Source organism: Prosthecobacter sp. GW821-HT29F12, from assembly GCF_058803405.1.
Genome location: NZ_CM179517.1, coordinates 6,816,707 through 6,840,963, shown reverse-complemented (window position 1 = coordinate 6,840,963; position 24,257 = coordinate 6,816,707). Strand labels below are relative to the sequence as shown.

Annotated in this window: 17 protein-coding genes; 9 read left to right on the top strand and 8 right to left on the bottom strand. The window is 60.8% G+C overall.

Annotated features, from left to right (window positions below; translation table 11 throughout):
- The first annotated feature begins 147 nt into the window (after positions 1 to 147).
- Positions 148 to 1,152, top strand: a complete 1,005-nt coding sequence (locus tag AC3RLQ_RS28300) for a hypothetical protein (RefSeq protein ID WP_493031972.1) — start codon at positions 148 to 150, stop codon at positions 1,150 to 1,152.
- Between the two features lie 264 nt (positions 1,153 to 1,416).
- Here the strand turns inward: AC3RLQ_RS28300 and araD are convergent, their stop codons facing one another.
- Positions 1,417 to 3,159 (bottom strand): L-arabinonate dehydratase, encoded by a 1,743-nt coding sequence (gene araD, locus AC3RLQ_RS28295; RefSeq protein WP_493031971.1) that lies wholly within the window; start codon positions 3,157 to 3,159, stop codon positions 1,417 to 1,419.
- 297 nt (positions 3,160 to 3,456) lie between these two features.
- Here araD and AC3RLQ_RS28290 point away from each other — a divergent pair, with 297 nt between their 5' ends.
- Complete coding sequence (locus tag AC3RLQ_RS28290; RefSeq protein ID WP_493031970.1) at positions 3,457 to 7,158, top strand: PVC-type heme-binding CxxCH protein; 3,702 nt, start codon at positions 3,457 to 3,459, stop codon at positions 7,156 to 7,158.
- A gap of 6 nt (positions 7,159 to 7,164) precedes the next feature.
- Here the strand turns inward: AC3RLQ_RS28290 and AC3RLQ_RS28285 are convergent, their stop codons facing one another.
- Positions 7,165 to 7,467 carry a hypothetical protein gene (locus AC3RLQ_RS28285; RefSeq protein ID WP_493031969.1) on the bottom strand — a complete coding sequence of 101 codons (303 nt, stop codon included), beginning with the start codon at positions 7,465 to 7,467 and terminating at the stop codon, positions 7,165 to 7,167.
- An 8-nt stretch (positions 7,468 to 7,475) separates the two neighbouring features.
- Between AC3RLQ_RS28285 and AC3RLQ_RS28280 the strand changes: the two genes are divergently transcribed.
- On the top strand, positions 7,476 to 8,945 hold the full coding sequence (locus tag AC3RLQ_RS28280; RefSeq protein WP_493031968.1) for a S41 family peptidase: 1,470 nt from the start codon (positions 7,476 to 7,478) through the stop codon (positions 8,943 to 8,945).
- 87 nt (positions 8,946 to 9,032) lie between these two features.
- On the opposite strand, the gene AC3RLQ_RS28275 is transcribed toward AC3RLQ_RS28280, so the two are convergent.
- From AC3RLQ_RS28275 to AC3RLQ_RS28265, 3 genes are read right to left on the bottom strand one after another with little or no spacing between them, the layout of a single operon-like run.
- The gene (locus tag AC3RLQ_RS28275) at positions 9,033 to 10,595 is read right to left on the bottom strand and encodes a fused MFS/spermidine synthase (RefSeq protein WP_493031967.1); all 1,563 of its coding nucleotides are present in this window, start codon (positions 10,593 to 10,595) and stop codon (positions 9,033 to 9,035) included.
- A gap of 13 nt (positions 10,596 to 10,608) precedes the next feature.
- Positions 10,609 to 11,088: a nuclear transport factor 2 family protein gene (locus AC3RLQ_RS28270; protein ID WP_493031966.1), complete on the bottom strand. Its 480-nt coding sequence runs from the start codon at positions 11,086 to 11,088 to the stop codon at positions 10,609 to 10,611.
- Positions 11,089 to 11,118: 30 nt separating this feature from the next.
- Complete coding sequence (locus AC3RLQ_RS28265; RefSeq protein ID WP_493031965.1) at positions 11,119 to 12,030, bottom strand: ParB/RepB/Spo0J family partition protein; 912 nt, start codon at positions 12,028 to 12,030, stop codon at positions 11,119 to 11,121.
- Between the two features lie 114 nt (positions 12,031 to 12,144).
- Between AC3RLQ_RS28265 and AC3RLQ_RS28260 the strand changes: the two genes are divergently transcribed.
- A complete protein-coding gene (locus AC3RLQ_RS28260; RefSeq protein ID WP_493031964.1) occupies positions 12,145 to 13,020 on the top strand; it encodes a YicC/YloC family endoribonuclease in 876 nt (291 codons plus the stop codon).
- A 5-nt stretch (positions 13,021 to 13,025) separates the two neighbouring features.
- Here the strand turns inward: AC3RLQ_RS28260 and AC3RLQ_RS28255 are convergent, their stop codons facing one another.
- Entirely contained in the window at positions 13,026 to 14,114 is a 1,089-nt protein-coding gene (locus AC3RLQ_RS28255) for a Gfo/Idh/MocA family protein (RefSeq protein WP_493031963.1), read from the bottom strand.
- Positions 14,115 to 14,195: 81 nt separating this feature from the next.
- Between AC3RLQ_RS28255 and AC3RLQ_RS28250 the strand changes: the two genes are divergently transcribed.
- The 3 genes from AC3RLQ_RS28250 (at position 14,196) to AC3RLQ_RS28240 (ending at position 16,260) form a co-directional block, all read left to right on the top strand.
- Entirely contained in the window at positions 14,196 to 15,353 is a 1,158-nt protein-coding gene (locus AC3RLQ_RS28250) for a Gfo/Idh/MocA family protein (RefSeq protein ID WP_493031962.1), read from the top strand.
- 161 nt (positions 15,354 to 15,514) lie between these two features.
- Positions 15,515 to 15,883: a hypothetical protein gene (locus AC3RLQ_RS28245; RefSeq protein WP_493031961.1), complete on the top strand. Its 369-nt coding sequence runs from the start codon at positions 15,515 to 15,517 to the stop codon at positions 15,881 to 15,883.
- Between the two features lie 212 nt (positions 15,884 to 16,095).
- On the top strand, positions 16,096 to 16,260 hold the full coding sequence (locus AC3RLQ_RS28240) for a hypothetical protein (RefSeq protein WP_461527218.1): 165 nt from the start codon (positions 16,096 to 16,098) through the stop codon (positions 16,258 to 16,260).
- A gap of 342 nt (positions 16,261 to 16,602) precedes the next feature.
- Here the strand turns inward: AC3RLQ_RS28240 and AC3RLQ_RS28235 are convergent, their stop codons facing one another.
- Complete coding sequence (locus tag AC3RLQ_RS28235; protein WP_493031960.1) at positions 16,603 to 18,123, bottom strand: serine/threonine-protein kinase; 1,521 nt, start codon at positions 18,121 to 18,123, stop codon at positions 16,603 to 16,605.
- Positions 18,124 to 18,195: 72 nt separating this feature from the next.
- Complete coding sequence (locus AC3RLQ_RS28230) at positions 18,196 to 19,971, bottom strand: serine/threonine-protein kinase (RefSeq protein WP_493031959.1); 1,776 nt, start codon at positions 19,969 to 19,971, stop codon at positions 18,196 to 18,198.
- A 312-nt stretch (positions 19,972 to 20,283) separates the two neighbouring features.
- Here AC3RLQ_RS28230 and AC3RLQ_RS28225 point away from each other — a divergent pair, with 312 nt between their 5' ends.
- A complete protein-coding gene (locus tag AC3RLQ_RS28225) occupies positions 20,284 to 21,387 on the top strand; it encodes a helix-turn-helix domain-containing protein (RefSeq protein WP_493031958.1) in 1,104 nt (367 codons plus the stop codon).
- A gap of 85 nt (positions 21,388 to 21,472) precedes the next feature.
- Positions 21,473 to 24,109, top strand: coding sequence for a right-handed parallel beta-helix repeat-containing protein (locus AC3RLQ_RS28220; protein ID WP_493031957.1), 2,637 nt, complete (start codon positions 21,473 to 21,475; stop codon positions 24,107 to 24,109).
- Positions 24,110 to 24,257: the final 148 nt, after the last annotated feature.

Sequence of the window (24,257 nt, the reverse complement as noted above, 5' to 3'; positions counted from 1 at the left end):
TGAGGGAAAATGCTTTCCCGTAATTACTGCACCTGCTAGCAAACCCTTTGAACGGCTCACATGCGTGGAATCAAACCTCCTGTTTTTGTTCCATCTCTTGCGAGTGTCTGACCTCAAACCCCAAAAACCTAAAAAACTGCTCAGACTATGAAATTGAACGCATTGCTGAAAACGCTGGGATTCTTGGCTCTGGCCGCCACTCCCGTTGTGGCCGGACCCTCCGCACCCGCTCCTAAAAACCCAATCGCTCCCGCTCCGGTGAACGATGACCTCGGTATCATCGCCTCCATCGGCTACGACTCCAACTATGTCTGGCGTGGCATCAACTACGGTCAGCATTGGGTGCGTGCCGGCCTCAATGGCGCAATCCCCCTCGTCGGCGGTGCCGCCGAAGACGGCGCTGGCAGCACCTCCCTCCTCTGGGACGTGAACTACGGCTCCCTCGCAGGTGATCAGGACCACTTCTCCCCCAATGGCCTGCAGGGCGTCGGCATCAGCAACACCGCTTCCTTCCAGCGCCTTCAGCTGGGTGCAGCCATCTCGCATGACTTCGGTCCTGCCGCAGTGAGCTTCGGCTACAGCTACATCCACAACATGGGCTCCTTGGCCAATGGCAGCGGTGCCAATCAGATTCCATTCACCACGGGTGGCTACGGCATGAACGACATCCAGCAGCTCACTCTTGGCGTCAACACCAACCTCGGCCCGATCAATCTGGCTTCGAGCGCGAACTATGACCTCGTCAACGGCGGCTGGTACTTCGACCTCACCGCCAAGTCCACCATCGCCGTGACCGATGCCCTCAGCATCGTCCCACACGCTGGTCTGGGCTATGGCCTGAACTACAATGCTGGCTGGACCCAGGCTTCCCGCAACCTCTACGGTGGCGGCGGTCTCTTCGGCCAGAGCGCTGCTCAGGGCGGCATCAGCGGCTGGACCGCTCTCAACGTTGGCGTTGATTTCCCAATCAAGCTCAACAGCCGTGCGACCCTCACCCCTTATGTGGCTTTCAACCTGCCAATGGGCCCGATGAAGAACATGGCTCATTCCGCTACGAACCCCTATGCACCCTTCCCTGGCGTTCCCGGTGGTCCTGCCACCGCTTTCCAGAGCGTTGTTTATTACGGCGTGACCCTCAGCGTCCGCTTCTAATTCAGATCGTTCTCTGAACGATTCAACCCTTCAAGGTTAACCTCCCGGCGCAAGCCGGGAGGTTTTTTTGTGCCTCAATGCGAGGCCGCTTCGCGCGCATTTCAACAATCCCACCCTCACCGAACCATCAGCGCGTGAACACACCCTCCGTAGGTTAGGTGTGGCGATGACCATCAACGTGTGAATACACCCGAGACCTCGGATCAAGCCAGCGCACCCACACATCATCTTCGATGGGCAGCCCCAAAACGCCCTGCCCCCTTCCTAAAAGATGTCCGGCTCCGGCACCGCAGGTCCGTATTGCAGGAAGTCAAAGTCAGCCCCCTGATCCGCCTGCGTCACATGCTCCACATAGAGCTTTGCATAGCCGCGATGGTATCGCGCTGGCGCAGGTTTCCAGGAAGCACGGCGTTCCTCCAGCTCCGCATCACTCACATGCAGATGCAGTTTCCGGTTCGGCACATCCAGCTCAATGAGGTCTCCCGTCTTCACCAGTGCCAGCGGTCCACCCACAGCGCTTTCCGGCGCGATGTGCAGTACGCACGCCCCGTAGCTCGTGCCGCTCATGCGGCAGTCGCTCAGGCGCACCATGTCACGGATGCCCTGCATGATCAGCTTCTTCGGAATCGGCAGCTGTCCCCACTCCGGCATCCCCGGCGCACCCACAGGCCCCGCATTGCGCAGAATCAAGACACTGTCCTTCGTCACATCCAGATCCATGTCATCGATGTTCTTTTTGAGCTCGGCATAGCTGTCAAACACCAGCGCAGGTCCGGTGTGCGTGCACAGCTCCTTCGTGGCCGCCGCATGTTTGATCACCGCACCATCCGGGCAAAGATTGCCACGCAGGATCGCCGTGCCACCATCCGGCTGCAGCGCATTGGCCGGTGTGCGGATCACATCGTCATTGTGAATGATCGCATCCTCAATGTCTTCACCCAGCGTCTTGCCCGTGATCGTCGGCACATCCGTGTGCAGCAGCTCGCGCATGCCATTGAGCAGCGCACGCAGACCACCCGCCAGGAAGAACTCCTCCATCAAATACTTGCCCGCAGGCCGCATGTTCGCCAGCAGCGGAATTTTGCGGCTGATCTCGTCAAACTTCTCCAGCGGCAGCTTGATGCCCAGCCGTCCCGCCATCGCCACCAGATGCACGATCGCATTCGTGCTGCCACCCAGAGCCATGTCCACTGCAATGGCATTTTCAAACGAGCGCTCGCTCACGATGCCCGACGGCTTGCGGTCCAGCCACACGTTCTCCACGATCTGCCTGCCAGCCGCCGCCGCGATGCGCGTGTGCGCGCTGTCCACAGCAGGAATCGAAGACGCCCCCGGAATGCACAGGCCCAGCGTCTCCGCCAAAGCGGTCAGCGTGCTCGCCGTGCCCATCGTCATGCAATGCCCCGGACTGCGCGCGATGCCGTCCTCGATCTCGCACCACTGCTCCCAGCTCAGATTGCCCGCACGCTTCTCATCCCAGTACTTCCACACGTCGCTGCCGCTGCCCAGCGTGTCTCCGCGCCAGTTGCCCTTGATCATCGGCCCGCAGGGCATGTAGATCACCGGGATGTCCATGCTGAACGCCCCCATGAGCAGCCCCGGCGTGGACTTGTCACAGCCACCCAGCAGCACCGCTCCATCGATCGGATTCGCCCGCAGCATTTCCTCCGTCTCCATCGCCAAAAAATTGCGGTGAAACATCGCCGTCGGCTTCGTCAGCATCTCCCCCGCAGACATCACCGGAACTTCCATCGGATGCCCGCCCGCCTGCAAAATCCCACGTTTCACCGCATCCGCCGTCAGCCGCAAATGCATGTGGCAGGAGTTCAGATCGCTCCACGTGTTCAAAATCCCGATCACCGGCTTGCCTACGATGTCCTCGCTCCCCCACCCCGCCTGCTTCGCCCGCGAGCGATGACCAAAGGATCTCAATTCATCACGGCCATACCAGCGCCAGGAGCGAAGTTGTTCAGGAGTTTTGCGAGTAAGAGTGTTTTCAGAAGCCATCGGTAAAAGGAATAACAAGATTCGCGTGCATTAACAGGCTGGATTTCTCCCGGTCAAATCGTCCTCGCACTTTCCCGCCCCTCCTCCAGCCTCACCTCCATTCCGGTTCCGTGTATTCAGTGTATTCCGTGGTTAAAAAAACTCTGCCCCCTCTGCCTCTCCGCTCCTCTGCGGCAAAATTCGAACGTCCCCATCGCTCTCCTGCAAAATCAGCCCATGCGTCCGATTCCACCCAAATCACGTCCGACATCGCTCTTGTCCTTTCTCCGTAGCTTCTGCTACAACCAAGCACCCACCATGCGCCCGCTGCTTTCCCTCTCTCTCTGCCTTCTCACCCTCAATCTCCTTGCCGCAGGCAAAGAGCTCGAAGGCGAACGTGCAGCCGCCTCCACCGTCTGCCCCACGCCTGAAGAAGCCCGCGCCAAAATGTCCGTGCCAGATGGCTACGAGGTCCGCTGCTTCGCCCACGAACCCATGGTCCAGAATCCCGTCGCCATGACCTGGGACCACCGCGGCCGTCTCTGGATCGTCGAAGCCTACGAATACCCCGAAGGCACGCCCCTCCCGGAAAACCAGCGCCCCTTTGGCGGCGTGGCCAAGGACGACAAATATCACCCCATGCCGAAACTCGGCGACAAGATCCCCCGCGATCGCGTCATCATCCTCGAAGACACCGACAACGACGGCACCGCCGACAAGCGCACCGTCTTCGTCGAAGGCCTCAACCTCGCCAGCGCCATCATCTGTGGCGACAACGGCATCTACGTCGGCCAGCAGCCCCACCTCATTCACTTCCGCGATGACGATGGCGACGACAAACCCGACGCCTGGCGCGTCATCCTCACCGGCTTCGGTCGCGAAGACACGCACGAACTCGTCAACAGCTTCACCTGGGGTCCCGACGGCTGGCTCTACATGACCCACGGCGTCTTCACCAACAGCAAAGTCCGCCGCCCCGGCCAGCCTGAAAAAGAAGGCTTCAAGTTCGACGCCGGCATCGGCCGCGCCCGCCCCACATCGCGCGAAAAAGAAGGAGCATGGGAATTCGAAGTCTTCGCCGACGGCACCAGCAATCCCTGGGGCTGCGACTACGACGCCGCAGGCAACTTCTTCGTCAGTGCCTGCGTCATTGATCACTTCTTCCACATGGCCCCCGGCGGCATCTACACCCGCCAGGGCGGAGCCCCCGAGAATCCCTATTCCTACGAACTCCTCCCCAGCATCGTCAAACATAAACACTTCCGCGCCGCCTACGCCGGCATCCAGATCTACCAGGGCGGCCGCTACCCCGCAGACACCCACGGCCACGCCTTCATCGGCAACATCCACGACAACGCCATCCACGAAGAAGTCCTCACCCCCGTCGGCGCCACTTTCAAATGCGAGCCCCGCCGCGACTTCCTCCGCGCCAACAACGGCTGGTTCCGTCCCGTCAGCACCCAGACCGGCCCCGATGGCTTCCTCTGGATCATGGACTGGTGCGACAAATACCCCTGCTACCAAAACGCCAAAGCCAATCCCGAAGGCGTGGACCGCGAACGCGGCCGCATCTGGCGCGTCGTCGTCCAAGACGAAAAATCCAAAACCACCCGCGACCAAACCGATCTCAACCTCAAAAAGCTCGCCACTAACGATCTCATAAATACCCTCGCACATCCCAACAACTGGATGCGCCGCACGGCGCGCAGAATGCTCGTGGAGCAAATGACTCCAGAAACAACCAAAGCTCTCACAGCAGTCGCCAAGGACAAGAAAGGCATTCCGCATCAGCGAGTCGAAGCCGCCTTTGCAGTGGCTCACTTGATTTATGACAACGACTGGAAGGTAAGCCTCACAGGAATGGAGGCTGCCAAGGAATTGTACAGTTCAAATATTCCAGCCATCCGTTCGACCTCATTGCGGATGTGGGGGGCATCCCGAGGCTGGCATGATGATGAGGACAACATTCCAGCCAATGCCACAGAAATTGACTTCGTTTTGAGCGAAGGAGATTCCCTCACCGATTTGTCCGATGATCTCGATCCAGGCGTGCGGCTTGCCTCCATCACCGCGCTTCGCGATGCTTCCGGACACGACCTGACCACCAATCGAAGAAGCCCATTTAAATTCGAAGTCAAAGGTCATAAGGATCGGTTGGACGCCAGACTGGATGCGGTTTTCGAATTGAAGAAAGTGCTGATAGGAAATGCCCAGGCTGATCGACAAATCGCCTTCGCAATTTGGATGTTCTTGGAGCCGCTTGTGGCTTCGCAGCCAGGCCGTTACCTCCCTGTTCTTGCTGAGACCGCCCCCTCCACACAGCCACTCTCACGTATCCTCTCTCACAAAGCCATGCGCCGTATGTGCGATACGCGGAAGGCGGAGAATCTCGATCTTGCTGTCGAGTTTTGTGACAAGCTGATTGAGCACGATGCCCTGTTGGTCGAAGCGATTGCCGGCCTGGTCAAAGGCCAGGAAGGCGGCATTATCATGCCTGTGAAAGATGTCTCCGGCAGTCTCGCGAACTGGCTCACGCATCCCAGCGCAGAGGTGCGCCAGCACGCCCAGAAACTTGCAGTTCTGTGGGGAGATGAAACCTCCGTGAAGGAGATGCTCGGCGCGCTGCACGACACAAAAAAACCTGAGAAAGAGCGCATCGCCATCCTGCAATCACTCCGTCCGGTGCGGACAAAGACGATGAAGGAAGGCCTCAAACCCCTCCTCACTCCCCAAACCTCCACCGCCCTCGCCGTCGCCGCCATCCGCGCCGCCGCAGATCTCGGCGGCGATGACTTCATCGCTCCGCTGCTGACCGTAGCGCAGGCCTCCGGCTCGCACTCCGATCCTCAAGCCCGCGGCCTGCTCTACAACGCCGCCATCGAAGCCCTCAGTGGCCGCACCATTTGGACCCAGGCCATGCTCAACGCCATTGCCGAAGGCAAAGTCAGCCCCACCGGCTTCCCCGTTCCCGTCCGCCGCGCCCTCGCCACCAGTAAAGACAAAGCCATTCGCGATCTCGCCTTCAAGGTCCTTGGCGCTTGGAAAGATTCCTCCGACGACGTGAAGTCCCTCATCGCCCAGAAGAAGCAAGCCTGCCTCACCGGCGAGCCCGATCTCGCCAACGGCAAACTCATCTTCACCTCCACCTGCATGGTCTGCCACGAGTTCCACGGCGGCGGCCAGAAGGTCGGCCCCGACCTCATCGGCAGCGGCCGCAGCAATCTCGACGCCATCCTCGCCAACGTCATCGATCCCAATCAGATCATCGGCAACGGCTACGAAAACTTCACCGTCACTACCAAAGACGGCCGCACCCTCGCCGGACGTGTCGTGGAGGACACCCCCAGCCACGTCAAACTCCTTGGCGCAGGCGGAGCCACCCAGGTCGTCCCGCGCGATCAAGTCGCCACCCTCACCAACACCAAGCAGAGCCTCATGCCCATGGGCTTTGGCAATTTCCCCGACACCGCCTTCCGCGATCTCATCTGGTACGTACTCGCCCCGCCGGAAGAAGGCCCTCTCACCAAGGAGAAAAAAGACCTCCTCATCAAAGGCGTCGAAGACACCGGCACCACCAAACCCAAAGGCCCCAGCTCGCGTGCCATCGACTGGGAAAGCGTCAGCCTCTGGAACCCCGAATGGAAAGTCAGCGCCCCCGACTTCGAACGCACCCCCGTCAAACTCGGTGAGTACTACGGCCAGAAAAACGTCCTCCTCGTCCACCCCTTCCCCGACAAAAAAACGCCCGCCAGCTTCGAGCGCAAACTCAAGGTCGAACCCGGCAAAACCAAGCTCACCGCCACCGTCGCCGCCGATGATCGCGGCGACTGGACCCTCAAGGCCGTCGTCAACGGCACCATGATCAAAGAGCTGACCGTCGACCACGAAAAACCCCGCTGGAAAACAGTCGAAATCGACCTCTCCAAATTCGCCGGCCAGGAAGTCACCCTCCGCCTCGAAGCCCACGCCAACGGCTGGAGCATGGAGTTCGCCTACTGGGGCGGTATCACCTTGGAGTGAGCCCCATTACTTTCGAAGACGTCTGATGATCAATACGAGAGCCTCAATCCCGACAATTAAGAGCCCCCATTCTGTCCATCCACTGGCCACCAGTTGGCCATAGGTACGACCATCGAGATGGATCTTCATCGTCGTCGGAGTCATGCCTGACGGCGTTTTCAGATATGTTCCAATGCTGGGCGAATAAAAGCGGTCCTCGGGTGAGCTGAAATAAGGATTCAACACAGTGAGGATGGCCGCGAGAAGCAAATAAAAGAACCAGCGGGAATAGGGAGGCAGCACTCTCTGCGGTTGAGTGGTTGTTTGCATGCTTGTTCATGCTGGCAGAATTTCCTCTGTCGCAAAAGCCCGAAATCATGCAGGATGCCCTCATGCGTTGCGCCCCCGCACTCCTTTCCCTTCTGGCCGTCAGCGTGAGTCTTCACGCGGCCCCTCCCTCCCCTGCCCCGCCAGCGGCTGCACCCGCGCCCGCTCCGGCCCCCAAACCTGAGACCAAGCCCGCACCCAAAGCAGAGCCAAAGACAGATCCCAAGGCACCCGCTTCCCCACCCGTAAAGCCACCGCCGGAGGACGCCTATGCGCAGATGGAAATGCTCACTCGCGCCATGGAGATGGTGCGGCAAAACTACGTGGATGATTCCAAGATCACCTACGCCGAGCTCGTCGAGGGCGCGCTGGAAGGCATGCTTCACAAGCTGGACCCTCATTGCGAGTACATGGGCAAGTCTCTCTTTGAAGACATGCAGCGTGAGCAGAGCGACACCTCCGAAGGCATCGGCATCACCATCGCCCTGCGCCAGAGCATCCTGACCATCATCACCGTGCGCGAAGACGGCCCCGCTGCTGCGGCAGGCGTCCTTTCGGGCGATCAACTCGTGCGCATCAACGACGTGCTGACCGACTCCGTGGGCATCGCCGAGGCCATGCAGCTTCTCAAAGGCAAGGCCGGCGATGAAGTCAGCCTCACCGTCCGCCGCCCCGGCACCAAGCAGTTCTTGGAATTCAAAGTGAAGCACGAAACGCTCACCGAGACCTCCTTGCACGATCCCATGCTGCTTTCGCCAAAGATGGCCGGCCCTTACAAAATCGGCTACGCACGCATCTCGCAGTACAACCAGCCCACCGCGCGCGAGCTGAGCAAGGCGCTCGATGAACTCGAAAAGCAGGGCATGAAGGCCTTCGTGCTCGATCTGCGCAACAACCCCGGCGGCCTTGTGGACAGCGCCGTCGCCGTGTGCGGCGAATTTCTTCCCGAAGGCACCGTGGTGGTCACCACCGAGGGCCGCGTCGCCTCGCAAAACCCGCCCCCCTTCCGCACCCCTTCTCGCAATGGCAAAGAGCCACGCAAGTATCCCATCGCAGTCCTCATCAATCAGGGCAGCGCCAGCGCCTCCGAAATCACCGCAGGCGCTCTTCAAGACTTGAAGCGCGCCATCATCGTCGGCACCACGAGCTTCGGCAAAGGCAGCGTGCAGACCATTCTCCCCATGAAAAACGGTGCCGCCATGCGCCTCACGACCGCGAAATACTACACCCCCAGCCATCGCACCATCCACGAAGCAGGCGTCGAGCCCAACATCGTCTCCGCCCTCACCTCTGAAGAAGAGCTCCGCATCGCCAAATGGCGCGCCTCCCACGGCACCGGCGAAGCCGCCGCACTGGAACTCGCCAACCTCGGCGACAAACAACTCGAACGCGCCGTCGACTCCCTCAAAGGCGTCCTCGTCTTCGATGCCTTCGTCGCCCCCTCCCTCGCCCCCGCAGCAAAGCCGTTGGAAAGCCGCTAAGCCAAGGTGTCGGGGTCTCCTGCCCCCGACTGTTGTCCGTCCGAACCTCGCAAGCGCAACAAGCACGAAGGGAGGGACATCTCCAGCCTACTCCAGCAACCCCCGCGCAATGATCGCATCCACCGGATTGTGGTCATCCGTAAAAACGTAGCTCGAACGCGGCACCGTCCCCGCAGGCACATGCGTGCGGATCAGTTGTTCCTGCCAGGAGCCCTGCTTCACATAGCGGTCCACAATCAGCGGCTTCAAATCTTCGCGTGAAGCCATGAGGATCACATTCTGCGTCTCATCACGGCGGTAACCCACGGCAAAAACCTCCACATAAGGAAACGCTTTCCGCACCGTGGCGATCATGCCCGAGGTCAGCTCCGCCTTCGGGCCGGAAATGGAGGCGATCAGGTTCATGATGAAGACCCCCTTCGGTTCCAGATGATCCGCGATCTGCTGATAAAACTCCTGCGTCGCGAGGTGCGGCGGGATCTGCCGGATGCCGTTGTACGCGTCCCCAAAAATCAGGTCCCACTTCTTGCCTTCATTCTGCAGCAGGTACCGGCGCGCATCACCCGCATGCGCCTTCACATGAGGATGTTCATCCAGCTTGAAAAACTTGCGCCCGACTTCGATCACCTGCGGGTCAATCTCCACCACATCCACCGCAGCCTCAGGAAATTCCCGCGACACATTCTCCGGCATGCCAAACGCGCCCGCGCCAATAAACAGCGCGCTGCCCACCTTCGCCGGCTCGCGCAGCATCGCCAGCTTCCAGTATTGTTGATACGGCAGAATAAGATCGCCGGTGTTCGCATCCATGCCCCCTTCCATCGTCGAATCCAGCTGGAGGATCCGGCGCTTCACATTGCCCTCGCTTCGCTCACTGACTTCGATGTGATGATAAAACGACTCATGCTCAAAGATCACACCCGGCTTCGGTTTCGGCGCCGTCATCCAGCTCATGCCAAAGGCAAAGAGGCCGCTCAAAATCACCGGGGCCTGCTGCTTCAGCGTGTTTTTGGCCAGTACGAATGCCGCAATGGCCAGCAGCATCAGCAGCGTCGCCGTGCCGAAAAAGATGCTGCGCACACCAAAGGTGGAGAGCAGGAAAAAGCCGGAGAGAAAGGTGCCCACGAAACTGCCCAGCGATCCCAGCATGCTGATCGTGCCCGCTGCCGCACCCACGTGCGTGTCCTTCAGCGTCAGACTGTAAAAGCGCACCGCAGCCGGTGACACGGCCCCCAGCAAAATCCCAGGAATCGCAAACAGCAGCAGCGAAATCATCACAGGCCCGGCAATGAGCCCCTGCGCGCTCATGCCCACAGCAAAGACCGTGTGCAGCGCCGGGATGAAGAAAGTCAGCACCGCAGATCCCGCCAGCAGCCAGCCGAGAAGATCAAGCGCCATCTTGCGGTCTGCCAGATGCCCCCCGAGGTATCCCCCCGCACTGAACGCGATCAAGATCACCCCGATCAATGCCGTCCAGGTGTACACGCTGTTGCCAAAGAACGGCGCCAGCAGGCGGTAGGCGCAGATTTCAATGACCATCATGGCTGCTCCGGCCAGGAAGCAGGAAATTCCCAGAAAAAGGCGCGTGCCACGTGTCGCGGCTGCATTCTCTGCCGAAGCGGCGGAAGATTTGGAAGGTGTGTGGGACATGCGTTTTTCGCGGTCAGTCGTTGTAAAAGACAAGGCTCATGATCTTCCACCCGGTGGAGGTCTTGATGAGCGTGAAACAATCGGTTCCGAGCGTGATGTCGGCTCCCTTCGTGAGCTTCCACCGCACGCTGGCCTGGGCGGTGCGCTCGTCGCTGAGAATCTTCATGTCCGTCGGCACCTCGGTCATCGGCACCGTGGTGGTGGCGTGGCTGAGTTTCTGGCCATGCAGAAAGTCCGTCAGCCCCTGGCTCTGCGGTATGCCCTGATGCACGAAGACGATGCGCGCCTGCTCATGAAAGCAGCCCCCATAGCCGTCCATGTCCTTGGCAGACCAGGTGGAAAAGTAATGCGTGAGGAACTCGCGCACGTCAGCAGAGTCAGTCTTCGACTCCGCCTGGCAGCCCATGAGCATCAGGGCCAAAAAAAAGAACGTCGCATGTCGCATGACGAACGCCATCGGCTTCAAACGCATGCTTGTTTCGTCATTCGTCATTCGGATTTCGTCATCGGCGCTCAGCGCCCGTTATTCCTCCGCAAAGGCCTCTTCTTTGACTCCGATCACACTCAGGATGCGGTTCAAATCTTCCACACCGTAGTAGTCGATCTCAATGCGGCCCTTCTTCTCGGCGTGATGAATGCTCACATTCGTGGTCAGATGCTGAATCAGCTTCTGCTCCACAGCCTCAATGGCACGCATCAGATCCGTCTCCGTAGGCTTCGGCTGGGGCGGCGGCGGCGGATGCAGGATGGCATCGATCGCTTTTTCCGTGGCGCGAACCGTCAGGCTCTTCGCCACGATCTGCTGCGCCAGACGCTCCTGCGCGTCATGCTGCTTCAGCATGAGCAGCACCTTGGCATGTCCGGTGGAAATCTTCGTCGCGATCAGCATGTCGCGGATGCTCTCCGGCAGTTCCAGCAGTCGCATCGTGTTGGCCACCGTCGCACGGTTCTTGCCCACACGCTGCGCGATGTCCTCCTGCCGCATCTGGAAATCCTTCGCCAGGCGCGAGTAGGCCTGCGCCTCCTCGATCGGGTTCAACCCTTCGCGCTGCAGGTTTTCGATCAGCGCCATCTCCAGCACATCCTTGTCGCTGGCTTCGCGGACAATGACGGGAACTTCCTTGAGACCCAGCTCGCGGGAGGCGCGGAAGCGCCGCTCACCGGCGATCAGTTCCAGCTTGCCGTTCACCCGGCGCACGATCAGCGGCTGGATGATGCCGTGCTCGCGGATGGACTCCATCAGCTCCGTCAGCATCTCCGGCTGGAATTCTTTGCGCGGCTGCAGCGGGCTCGGGACGATCTGGTCCAGCGTCACGCGATTCACCACGTCTCCAGGGGCTGGCTGTGCGAGTGCAGGCAGACGCGACACTCCAGACACCGATGAAGATGCCGAAATGAGTGCGCCGAGTCCTTTGCCGAGAGCCGCTTTTGCCATATGGGAGGGCGAGACTAGGGAGTACCCGGGACGATGCAAATCGGAATCGCGGCGAATGTGCGGCCGCCTCATCCAAAGCTTTACCAAAGTCAAATATCGTTCCATCTGATGACTATGAAAAGCATGACAGGATTTGGCCGGGGCGAATCACAGCGCTCCGGCGTGACGTGGAGCGTGGAATGCAGCTCCGTGAACCGCAAACAGCTCGAAGTCGCGGTCAATCTTCCCCGTGAACTCTCCGAGCTGGAAAACGCCGTCCGCACCGAGGTCTCCGCCGCCGTCTCCCGTGGCCGGGTGAATGTCGCCGTTCGCCGGGAAACAGGGGCAGCAGGAGCCGAGGCCGTCCGTGTCGATCAGGATCTCGCGTCTCATTATTACCACGCCCTGCACGCCCTCGCCTTAAAGCTGGACGTCCCTCCAAACATCACCTTGACCGACATCACCCGCCTGCCCGGCGTGATCACCCAGGCCCAGGCAGAAATCGCCACCGAAGACGCCTGGCCCTCCATTCAGGAAGCCCTGGCTGCCGCCCTGAAGCAATTGAACACCATGCGCAGCACCGAAGGTGCCAGCCTCCGCAGCGACATCGAAGCACGCCTCGCCGTCATCGAATCCCTGCTCGAATCCATCCGCGCCAAAGCCGCCACCGTTCCCGAGCACCAGCGCAAGGTCCTGCGTCAGCGCCTGGAAGACGCCGGACTGCCCCTCCCGCTGGACGACGAGCGCCTCGTCAAAGAAATCGCCCTCTTCGCGGACCGCACAGACATCTCCGAAGAGCTCACCCGCGCCGCCAGCCACGTGCAGCAGTTCCGCTCCTACCTGGCCAGCGACACCCCCGCCGGGCGCAGCCTCGATTTCCTCCTTCAAGAATTCTTCCGCGAGTTCAACACCATGGGCTCCAAGTGCAACAACGCCGAAATCGCCCACCACGTCGTCACCGCCAAGACCGAACTCGAAAAAATCCGCGAGCAGGTCCAAAACGCCGAATAATCAGATCACGAAGCCCCCGGCTTCGGCAGCCCCTTCGGCACCGATTTCGGGGCCTCCGCCGGCTTGGCCTTCCCATCCTCAGGCAGCCACGCCTCAGGCGCACCGGCCTTGACCATCACATCCCGCAGCATCACACGCCCGCCATCCCGGTGCTTGCACTCCTCCGCCGCCGCCATGAAGGCGTAAATTTCCAGCGTCTGCTTCGGCGAGACCGGCGGCTGCTTCGTCTGGAAAAATTTGACGATCTCACGCAGCATCGGCGTATAGTCGCCTTCGGACTTCTGCTCGGTGATCTGCTTGTCCCCAAAACGGATCAGCTTGTACGCCATCGCCCCTTCATGTATCGCCTGCAGCGTCCCAGTTCGCCCCCCGGACCAAAGCCCCGTGACGATGGATTCAGACGTCGTGGTCGTCCGAGTCACGGAAAGGCACCCGGGGCCCATCACCGTAAAAAGCGCCTCCGTCGGGTGAATCCCATAGAAAAACAGGTCAGGATGGAACGGCAGCACATGCGCCGGACCATAGGAAATCACGCTGCGCGCCGGGGTCGGCTCCGCATTGGCCACTTCCAGCACGCCAGGATACCAGCGCACGGCTGAGGCGCTGAACACCGGCACCTGCGCCGCTGCCGCCAGCTTGTAGATTTCCACCGCATCCTTCAGGGAGGCCGCCACCGGCTTGTCCATGAAGACCGGTTTGCCTGCGGCAATGATCTGCTTCATCTGCTCCAGGCGCGGCCTGCCTTCGAGGCTCAGCAGCATGATGGCATCCACATCTTTGCAGGCCTCCGCCACACTGCCCACGATGCGCACACCAAACTTGTCGCGCACCGTCGCCGTAAAGCCCTCGATGCGCGTCTTGCTCTCTTCAATGTCCGGGCTTCCGCTGGGGAAGGCCACCACCACCCGCGCACCAGGAATGTGGTTCGGGTTCGCGGGGTCGTTCAGGCGCAGCGTGAACTGCTCTGAATGCGAGGTGTCGAGCCCGATGATGCCGATGCGTAGGTCGTCTGCCATGAGGGTGGTGCTGAGCAGCGCCGCCACACATCCCATGACGAGGATGAGCTGATCTCGGAGACGGCAGGTCGGTCGCATGCCTGTAAAATGCAGGCTCGGGGGTCAAAGCGCAACTGTTGAGTCGCTTGACCGTCTCGCCCGCCCCGCTAGTCTCGCACAATGGAAACCGTCAGACTCGGCATCGTTGGGCTTGGAAACATGGGCAAGGCACACCTTGCGAACATTCGCGCGGGCAAAATCCCCGGCCTGCGCGTCACCGCTTTGTGCGAGAGCGTCGGCACCCTGCCGAACCTCACCGAAGGCGAAAAAGCCTTCACCGACGTCAATCTGATGATCCGCAGCGGTCACATCGACGCCATCCTCATCTGCACCCCGCACTTCAGCCACACCACCATCGGCATCGCAGCCCTCCAGGCCGGCCTCCACGTCCTCGTGGAAAAGCCCATCTCCGTTCACAAGGCCGATTGCGAGCGCCTCATCGCCGCCCACACGGACAAGAACAAAATCTTCGCCGCCATGTTCAACATGCGCACCAACGCCTGCTTCAAGAAGGTCAAGGACCTCATCGAAAGCGGTGAAATCGGCGCCGTCCGCCGCGTCCATTGGGAAGTCACCAACTGGTTCCGCACCAATTACTACTACGCCACCGGCGGCTGGCGCGGCACTTGGAAGGGCGAAGGCGGCGGCGTCCTCATGAATCAGTGCCCGCACAATCTCGACCTCTTCCAGTGGCTCTTCGGCATGCCTCAAAAAGTGCGCGGCTTCTGCCAGTTCGGCCGCTTCCACGAGATTGAGGTCGAGGACGATGTCACCGCCGTCATGCAGTATGACAATGGCACCACCGCCACCTTCGTCACCAGCACCGGCGAAGCCCCCGGCATCAACAAGCTCGAAATCTCCGCCGAGCAAGGCCGCCTCACCGTCACCGACGGCACCCGCATCCACTTCCAGCGCAACCGCCAGCAGATGAGCAAATTCTGCATGGAAGCCGAAGCCGCCTTCGCCATGCCCGAAAGCTGGCACATGGACATCCATGTGGATCAGACCGGTGGCCAGCACATCGAGATCCTGCAAAACTTCACCAATGCCATCCTGAAAGGCGAGAAACTCCTCTCCCCTGCCGCCGAAGGCATCCGCAGCGTCGAACTCGCCAACGCCATCCTCCTCTCCACCTGGCAGGACAAGACCATCGAGCTCCCCATGTCCTCCGCCGACTACGAGCGCATCCTCATGGAGAAGGGCGAGCAATCCACCTTCCAAAAAACCAAGGTCGTCGCCAAAGCCACCTCCGACGACTTCGCCAAAAGCTTCCGCTAAAAGCTCAGGCAACAATCACCCAAACAAAAACGCCGCCCGGGAAACCGCGCGGCGTTTTTTCTGCTCCAAAAAAGCTGCTGCTGCACACCCCCGCACAGCATCGGCACACTCATTGCTTGCAACCATTGAATAAATTCTCACGTTCTATCATCTGACCATTCATGCTCTCCCGCCTCACAGCCCTGATCCTCACCCTCTGCATCGGCCTTCCGATGTGCTGGTGCTGCATCACAGCTCCCCGGCAGGAAGAGGTCGCCAGCTGCTGCGCCAAAAAGCAGCACTCGGCCTCCGAGCATTCTCAGGAGCCAAACTGCCCCTGCGCCAAGCACGAAACCGCGCGCGATGTCGCCACCACCTTCGTCAACGCCCCGGCCCCCGCCTTGAAGCTGCTGGCCGAACCCACCTGGCACTCCCTTTCTCCTCTCAGCCTCATCTCAGAGGCTTTGGCCATTCATGCGCCCCGTCACAACCACGGGCCGCCCTTGCACGCGCCACCGCTCTACTCGCGGCATTGCGCCCTCTTGATTTGAAGCCACGCGCCATGCGTCTGGAAGCCAGACGCTCCGGGCAATGACTCGATTCCGCGCGGCCACCACATCCGCCGCCACCCAGACCGGCTGCCCGGTCGTCTGGCCTCACCGCCAGTTCAAACGCCACTCCATGGCAAACCGGCATGCTCACGCCTGCGCTGCATGCCGCAAATTCAAAGCAGGCACTTCAAAACACAACACATCCAAACACTATGAAAACCATCCTCATGCTCATCGCCGCAGCCTCCGTCGCCACCCTCTCCAGCACCGCTCTTGCCGCCGGCAAGGCCTGTGAAAAGTGCTGCAAGGACAACTGCGCCGCCTGCTGCAAGGACAAGGGCAAGACCTGCGGCAAAGACTGCTGCAAAGGCGAATAATCCCCCCCCCGGCCAAAAACCACGCCGTCACCCGGAAACGGGTGGCGGCTTTTTCATAGACCGGTTCTCAAAAAGATTGTCATTTTGATCCGGCGAGCGCAGCGGCCCCAGTGGCAAGGAGAGTGCGCCGCCTGCTATTTGAAAATAACAGGCAAGCACACGACGCAGCCAATGGGGCCGCTCCGCCGCCGGGCAATGTGACAAGATTTTTGAGAGTCGGTCTAGGTGATGCAGGCACTCTTGCCTGCACCTCGCCGGAGTCAGCCACATCCTTGAAAGCATCCGCACACTGATCCCAAAAAAGCTGTGTTCCGATAAGCGCTCGCCCCCCCCGCCTTCCCTTTACCTCTCCGCCGCCTGCTTGAGCGCCTTCAATGACGGCGCGCCGCTCAGCTTCGCCATCTCCGCAGCCACAATCTCTGCGCGCCTTGCCGCCTCCATGCGATCCTTGGCCTTGGCCTGCACCGCAGCGTTGTGCGCCTTGCGCAGTTTTTCGGCCACGGGCGAGGTGGGGCTTTTATCCGCTCCCGTAGCCGCCCAGTCGTGGGCAAACGAATTCACCAGCCTCGCCAGCTCTGCATCATGCTGTTCCAAGTTTTGCATCACCTCATGAATTTCTTCCGGTGTGGCCTGGGCGCTGGCGGACGAGCTGCGTGACGCACTCTTGGAAGACGGCCAGAAGATCAATGCCAAAAACCCAACCACCACCACTGCCACCACTCCGATGACCAGCATGAGCTGTTGCTGCTGCGGCGTCATTCCAACCGCCGGCTTGGGTGGCGGAGCTGCTTTCTTTTTCTCGACCGCCACGGGCACACCTGGCGCGCGCACGCCCGGCGCACGCGGCACACTCGGACCCGGTGCACGCACTGCCGGTACCGGTGCCGCTGCAGCAGGTGCCGACTGTGCAGCCGCACCCGAGCCTGCCCCCAAACGCAACCCTGCACCCAAGCCCGCCCCCATGCCCGCTCTCGAGGCTGTTCCCATGCCGATGCCTAGATCAATGGCCATGACATCGCCGGGCACCGCTTCAGGCTCGGCAGACTGCTTCATCGCCACATTGATGTGCGCACGAAGCTCTCCCGCATCCTGATACCGCTTCTCCGGATCGGGATCGATGGCCTTGGCGATGATGCTGTCCCACCGCGTTGAGATTTTGGCAAACTCCGTGACCGACCGCCGCGGCTCCCCCGGAATCGTACCCGTCAGCATCTCATAGAGCACCACACCTGCGGCGTAAATGTCCACTCGATGGTCCACCACGCTGCCACCACGAATCTCCGGCGCGGCATAGTCCGGCGTACCATAGGGGTTTTCCTGCTCCGCTTCGTCGGAGACCGGCCGCGCCAGTCCAAAGTCCGCCACCTTCACATGGTCGCTGTCATTGACCATGATGTTGCCCGGCTTGATGTCACGATGAATGATCTGATGATCATGCGCAAAGGTCAGCGCCTCACACAGCTGCATCGCCAGGTTCGTCGCCTTCCGCAGCGAAAGAGTCCCCTTGTGAATGAGATCGTGCAAAGAGCGCCCTTCGATCCATTCCATCACCAGATACAGGTGCCCTCCTGCCGTGATGCCAAAGTCATACACACCCACAATGTTCGTGTGATTTAGCTTCGCCATCGCGCGCGCCTCGATCTTGAAACGATCCGTGAATTCCTTTTCGGCCCCAAACTCCGGCGGCAAAATCTTCACCGCCACCCGCCGGTCCAGGCTCTCCTGATACGCCTTGTACACGGCCCCCATGCCACCGCATGCCGCCAGTTTTTCAAACTGGAACTGCGGCAGGTAGGCGTTCATCGCCTCCAGGCTCGGGACATCAAACGAAGGCAGCTCGCTGGGGGTAGTTTCTTCGGACATTCCTGATCCATAACCTTCTACAGCTTCTGCCGCGAGGAAAATTTCCTAACTGTTCCCTCCTGTAATGACTGCTCAACGCACAGGCTCTGCGGCCGTCGTCGGTGCCGTGCCCGCCCCCATTGTACCACCCACGCTTTCTCTCAAGGCTTTCATCGACGGCGCCGTCTTCAGCTTCGCCAGTTCCGCCGCCACGATTTCCGCACGTTTCGCAGCCTCCTCCCTGCCTGCGGCGGCACGTTCACGGGCCTTCTGCAAAACAAGCTCGCACTGGGCTATCCTCATTTTCCGGGCGGCCATGTCCGCACGTCCTTGAATCGCCTCGCGCTGCGCGTCGTAGGCCTTGCGCAGCGTCTTGAGCGTCTCCGGCCAGAGCTGATCCGGCTCGTCCAGCGGCTCATGATTCGCAATGTGGGAGATTTCACTCAGCACAAAATCCCGCTGCTGCGGCATCAGGCCGGCCAGACCACGTTGCAGCGCCGGGATGTATTTGTCAGCCAGGCTCTGCATTTCAGAACCAGTGCCTGTTTCCGAGTTGGTCATCCATTCTGCAGCGAAGTCACTGACCATCAGCGCCAGCTCCGCATCACGCTTCTCCAGTTGCTGGATCAATTCCTGCGGAGTTTCCGGCACCGGCACAACGGTTGGCATCACCACAGGCGCTGGCGCGGGTGTCGGAGCAGGTGCGGGCACAGGCGCCACGGCGACCATCTTTTCGACCTTCGGTGCAGGTTCTGGCGCTTTCATTTCCGGTTCCACAGCAGGCACCACCACCACCGGCTCCACCTTTTTGGCCGGCTCCTTCTCTTTCTCAATCTTGGGCGGCTGCTCAGGCTCATCAGCCTTCGGAGTGGCGGCAACCTTCTCTGTGGTCACAGGCACCTCCGATACAGCCTCGCCTTTGAAGATCATCCCGCCCACAATGCCGATGACAACCACCGCAGTTCCAATCAACACCAGGTGCAGCGGCTTCAATGCCGCTTTGCCCTGGGGCTCGTCCTCCTCCACAGCCACCACCTTCACCGGCTGAGCACCTTGGTTGATCAGCATCGCAATATGCGCACGAAATTCGCCCACATCCTGAAATCGCTTCGTGGGATCCGCATGCGTCGCCCGGTCAATCAGTTCATCCCATTTCGGAGACAGCGGAGCAAACTCAGTCACCGAACGCCGTGGCTGCTGCGGCACCCGCCCCGTCAGCATTTCGTACAACACCACACCTGCAGCGAAGATGTCCGCCCGCTGATCCACCGCGCCCTTGCCTAAAATTTCCGGGGCCGCGTAGTCCGGCGTGCCGAAGGGATTCTCCTCCGCCTCACCCGTGATCGGCCGTGCCAGTCCAAAGTCCGCCACCTTCACCTGATCATCCTCGCTGATCATGATGTTCCCCGGCTTGATGTCGCGATGAAGGATTTTGTTGTGATGCGCAAAGGCCAGCGCGTCACACAGCTGCATCGCCAGGCTCGCGGCTTTCCGCACCGGAATGCTCCCTTTATGAATCAGCGTGTGCAGCGTCTGCCCTTCCACCCACTCCATCACCAGATACAGGTGCCCCTCTTTGGTGATGCCAAAGTCATACACACCCACGATGTGCGTGTGGTTCAGCTTCGCCATCGCACGCGCCTCGGATTTGAATCGATCCGCAAAGTCCTCCTGCCTGCCAAATTCAGGCGGCAAAATTTTGATCGCCACCGGCCGGTCCAGGCTCACCTGCCTCCCACGGTACACCGCCCCCATGCCACCAAAGGCCGCGAGCTTTTCAAACGCATACTGCGGCAGCAATGCGGCCATCTCCTCGACGCTTGGGACGTCAAACGGGGGTTGATGCTGGGCTGAGGATTCCTGGGACATGAAAAAGGCGGCGGACTGTTACCGATACGCGCCCTAACAGCGAGTAAAATCACCATTGCTCACTTTGCCAGTCGGCCATCTCCCCTAGAGCTTCGCAGCCACCCTTGCCAGACCGCCGGCCTCCTTGACCCTGCACAAAAAGAGACTCGGCATGAAAATCGACGGTCCATTGTGCCGGTGTCTGGTACTTTTGTTCCTTTTGCCCTCGGAGCGGACGCCCGGCACGTTTTTGGCGCAGATTATGCATAGGGACTTCATCGTGCCAAATCCCCCCCGGCCAGTCAGTCGCACACCGTCCTCACCCCTCCTATTATGCCACACTCCCCAGTCTCTGAAGAAAAGCTTGTCGGTTTCCCTGCCCGCTGTCTTTCACTGCGCCAGAAGCTGCGTGTCTCAAAGCCCGAGCTCGCCCACTGGCTCGGCGTGGGTCGCAGTTACGTCACCGTCTTGGAGAAAGGCCGCCAGGCTCCTTCCAGACCCGTCTTCCAATTGATCGAAAAACTCGAAGCTGCCGCCAACCTCAAACAGCTCGCCATGCACATGCCACAGCCTGACACCACCTCTTCCCCCACCGAAATGGCTGGTCTCCCGCCCGCAGCCATTGAAGCTCTCGACCGCTTGGTGCAGCCGGAGCCAGCACCTGCACCCGCGCCCGCAGTCAAACCCGCCGAGAAGCCCGTCACCCGCGAAAAAAACACCTTCGCTTTGCGTGTCGCCGCCCTGCGTGAAAAAATGGGCGTCACTCGTCCAAAACTGGCCCAGCGCCTCGGCGTCTCCCGCCAGTACGTCACCAAAATCGAAAATGGCGCCCACGCTTCCCTGCCCGTCATCAAGCTGATCGAAAAACTCGAAGCCGAGATCCAAAACGAATCAGCCGCTGCCACCGCCGTTGCCGCAGAACACCAAACCGTCAGCGCTACCAGCGCCCCACCGCAGCCCGCCGCCGCACCTGCACCCGCTGTGGCGCACACTCCAGCCTTCTCGATGCCTGCTGCTCCCGCGCCCGTGGCCCCGCGCATCTCCCTCCTCCCCGTGCTCACTATCCCTGCCGCACGTGAACTGGCCTCGCCGGCTCAGGCCGCCTTCGCCGCCGCCGAGCACTTCGCCTTCAGCGTGACAGATCCTGATGCTTTCGCCATGCGCCTCGCAGGCGATGCCATGCTCCCCCAGCACCACGATGGCGAACTCGCCATCCTCTATCCCAACAGTCTCCCGCACACCGGCAACCGCGTCGTCGCACGCCTCAGCGACAGCCTCGGCGGCGATGTCCTTTTCCGCGTCTACAGCACCGCAGACCACGGCCACTCCATCGTCCTTTCCAGCCTGAACCCTCTCTATCCGCCAGTTACCCTGAGCCCCGAGGAAATCGCCTGGATTTATCCTGTCTCTTCCACGGTGCGCCAGATGATGCAGTAAACTGGCAATTCCGCGCAGCACGCCGGCGCTTGTATGCGCTTCGCACATGAGGCATGAAGTGGAGCACCCTCCGCTTCACCGCCCCATGCTGTCCCGACTCCTCGCCCTTTCCCTGTCAGCGGCCTCGCTCGCCTCCGCCGCAGACATTCTCCTCTCCCCCACCGGCCCCATCTCCACCCCGCAGGCCGCTCGTGATGCCGCACGCTCCGCCGCAAAGCCTGCACGCATCATCGTAGCCCCTGGCACCTACCCTGTCACTGAAACCCTCTCCCTCGGCAAAGAGGACTCCCAAGTCACCTGGACCGGCACCAACGCCACCTTCACCGCCGGCAAACCCATCACCGGCTGGCAAAAAACAAACGGCGGCCTCTGGAAAGCCCCGCTCCCCGACAAAGCCTGGAAGTTCGAACAGCTCTGGATCAACGGCCGCCGCGCCACCCTCGCTCGCTCGCCCAACAAAGGCTACTACCACATCACCGAAGCCGTCGGCGCAGGCGTGTTCCCAGACCTCAAGGAGAACATGAACTTCCACGCCTTCTCCATCGCCAAAGAGCAGTACGACGTCCTCAAATCCATCCCGCAGCCCGAGCGCGATTCCGTCCTCCTCACCGTCACCCACGCCTGGGCCGTCGGCCAGTGCCGCATCAAAGAACTCAACGACGAAGTCCTCGCCGTCCGCATCAAAGGCCGCTCCCGCTATCCCTTCGTCGAGTTCGAGCCCGACCAGCGCTGGTGGGTCGAAAACTTCCGCGCCGCCCTCGATGCCCCCGGCGAATGGTTCCTCGATCGCGCCCAAGGCGAAGTCCTCTACCTCCCCCTTCCCGGCGAAGACATGACCAAGGCCGAAGTCATCGCCCCCGTCGTGGACAAATTCCTTTCCATCAAAGCCGCGCACGATGTCCGCTTCGAAGGCATCTCCTTTCAAAGCAGCAACTACCACTATCCAGCAGACGGCCTGCACGACGGCCAGGCCGCCACCACCAGCGATGGCAGCATCGAGATCGAAGACTCCAGCGCCATCCACTTCACAAACTGCGAGATCGCCCACACCGGCCTCCACGCCCTCTGGTTTAAAAACGGCTGCTCAAACTCCACCATCACCCACAGCCATTTACACGATCTCGGCGGCGGCGGCGTCTATGTCGGCGAAATTGCACGCCCTGCCGATGAGCGCGTCAATCATCACATCACCATCGACGACTGCATCATTCACCACGGCGGCCGTCTCCACCCCAGCGCCTGCGGCGTCGTCTTCACCCACACCCAGTTCTGCACCGTCCGCCACTGCGACATCGCCGACCTCTACTACACCGGCATCAGCGCCGGATGGAACTGGGGCTATGGCGACACCGCCTCCCGCGAGACACTCGTCGAAAACAATCACATCCACCACCTCGGCTGGGCTTATCTCAGCGACATGGGCGGCTACTACGGCCTCGGCACCTCGCCCGGCACCGTCATCCGTGGCAATCATGTCCACCACGTCGCCAGCCATCGCTACGGCGGCTGGGGCCTCTACAATGACGAAGGCAGCGCCGACACCCTCATGGAAAACAACCTCGTGCACGACACCTGGAACGCCGGCTTCCATCAGCACTACGGCTACTTCAACACTGTCCGAAACAACATCTTCGCCTTCGGCCACACCGCGCAAATCCAGGCCTCCCGCAACGAAGCCCGCCTCCGCTTCCGCTACACCAACAACATCGTCGTCTGGGACCCCGCATCCCCCCTCCTCGATGGCGGCGAATGGAACTGGAAGTTCTTCGACAAACCCGAGCGCGGCGATCCCAAAGACAGCCTCGTCTTCCGCAAAAACCTCTACTGGCCCACCGACGGCAAAGTCCCCGCCAAGCTCACCAAAACAAATTTCACCTGGGACGAATGGCGCAAGATGGGCCGCGACAAAGACAGCCTCTTTGCCGATCCCCTCTTCGAAGACATCGCCAAGCGCGACTTTCGCCTCAAGCCCAACTCCCCCGCCGCAAAAATCAACTTCAAGCCCTGGGACCTTACCCTCGCCGGCGTCCGCAAAACCGACACCACATGGCGCACCCTCGCCGCTCAGGGCCAAGACTACCCCACCTGGGACACCGACGCCAAACCCTGGCCCGCCCCTCCCTACAAGGTCGATCAAGACTTCGAGCACGCCGGCATCGGTACCCTCGGCATTCGCGGCGCCAAATACACTCACGAAAACAAAGGCGAATCCATCGCCACCACCGACGAAACATCCTCCCCCTTCACCCCCGGCTCCAAGCGCAGCCTCAAAGTCCAGGACGCCCCCGACCTCAAACACAGCTACGATCCCATCCTCGACATCTACCCCACCACCTGGGACACCGGCACCTTCCACATCGAGTTCGATGTCATGGCCCAGCCCGGTGCCGACTGGTTCTTCGAGATCCGCGGCAAAAACCTCGACTTCGGCAACGGCCCCTACCTCCGCTGGCAGAAAGGCCAGCTCGCCGCCAGCACCGACGGCAAAGTCCAATTGGTAAGCATCCCCGCCGGCGAATGGTTCCACGTCTCCATCACCGCCACCACCGGCGCAGGCAAATGGTCCCTCGACATCACCCGTCAGGACGGCACCAAACACGCCTACCCCGACCTCAAGTGCAAGCCCGCCTGGACCAACGCCGGCTACCTCCTCTTCAGCGCCCTCGGCACCACCAAAACCGCCTTCTTCATCGACAACCTCAAGTTGGAACAGCTAAGATAACAGACGTGTTCCCGAACTGAAAATTTCACATCTGCCGGTGCATGCGCGATCGCGCTCGTAGGATGGTTGTGGCGACAGCCCGCCCGTCCACCAGCGCATGGCAACACCCATGACGCGCTGCCACCCAGAGTCAGCTCGTCTGGCGCAG

Excerpts from the sequence above, each read along its gene's own strand:
- AC3RLQ_RS28270 (WP_493031966.1), bottom strand. The coding sequence starts at position 11,088 with ATGACGAATGACGAAACAAGCATGCGTTTGAAGCCGATGGCGTTCGTC.
- AC3RLQ_RS28235 (WP_493031960.1), bottom strand. The coding sequence starts at position 18,123 with ATGTCCGAAGAAACTACCCCCAGCGAGCTGCCTTCGTTTGATGTCCCG.
- AC3RLQ_RS28280 (WP_493031968.1), top strand. The coding sequence starts at position 7,476 with ATGCTGGCAGAATTTCCTCTGTCGCAAAAGCCCGAAATCATGCAGGAT.
- AC3RLQ_RS28260 (WP_493031964.1), top strand. The coding sequence starts at position 12,145 with ATGAAAAGCATGACAGGATTTGGCCGGGGCGAATCACAGCGCTCCGGC.
- AC3RLQ_RS28225 (WP_493031958.1), top strand. The coding sequence starts at position 20,284 with ATGCCACACTCCCCAGTCTCTGAAGAAAAGCTTGTCGGTTTCCCTGCC.
- AC3RLQ_RS28290 (WP_493031970.1), top strand. The coding sequence starts at position 3,457 with ATGCGCCCGCTGCTTTCCCTCTCTCTCTGCCTTCTCACCCTCAATCTC.
- AC3RLQ_RS28240 (WP_461527218.1), top strand. The coding sequence starts at position 16,096 with ATGAAAACCATCCTCATGCTCATCGCCGCAGCCTCCGTCGCCACCCTC.
- AC3RLQ_RS28220 (WP_493031957.1), top strand. The coding sequence starts at position 21,473 with ATGCTGTCCCGACTCCTCGCCCTTTCCCTGTCAGCGGCCTCGCTCGCC.
- AC3RLQ_RS28285 (WP_493031969.1), bottom strand. The coding sequence starts at position 7,467 with ATGCAAACAACCACTCAACCGCAGAGAGTGCTGCCTCCCTATTCCCGC.
- AC3RLQ_RS28230 (WP_493031959.1), bottom strand. The coding sequence starts at position 19,971 with ATGTCCCAGGAATCCTCAGCCCAGCATCAACCCCCGTTTGACGTCCCA.
- AC3RLQ_RS28265 (WP_493031965.1), bottom strand. The coding sequence starts at position 12,030 with ATGGCAAAAGCGGCTCTCGGCAAAGGACTCGGCGCACTCATTTCGGCA.
- AC3RLQ_RS28245 (WP_493031961.1), top strand. The coding sequence starts at position 15,515 with ATGCTCTCCCGCCTCACAGCCCTGATCCTCACCCTCTGCATCGGCCTT.
- AC3RLQ_RS28300 (WP_493031972.1), top strand. The coding sequence starts at position 148 with ATGAAATTGAACGCATTGCTGAAAACGCTGGGATTCTTGGCTCTGGCC.
- AC3RLQ_RS28255 (WP_493031963.1), bottom strand. The coding sequence starts at position 14,114 with ATGCGACCGACCTGCCGTCTCCGAGATCAGCTCATCCTCGTCATGGGA.
- araD (WP_493031971.1), bottom strand. The coding sequence starts at position 3,159 with ATGGCTTCTGAAAACACTCTTACTCGCAAAACTCCTGAACAACTTCGC.
- AC3RLQ_RS28250 (WP_493031962.1), top strand. The coding sequence starts at position 14,196 with ATGGAAACCGTCAGACTCGGCATCGTTGGGCTTGGAAACATGGGCAAG.
- AC3RLQ_RS28275 (WP_493031967.1), bottom strand. The coding sequence starts at position 10,595 with ATGTCCCACACACCTTCCAAATCTTCCGCCGCTTCGGCAGAGAATGCA.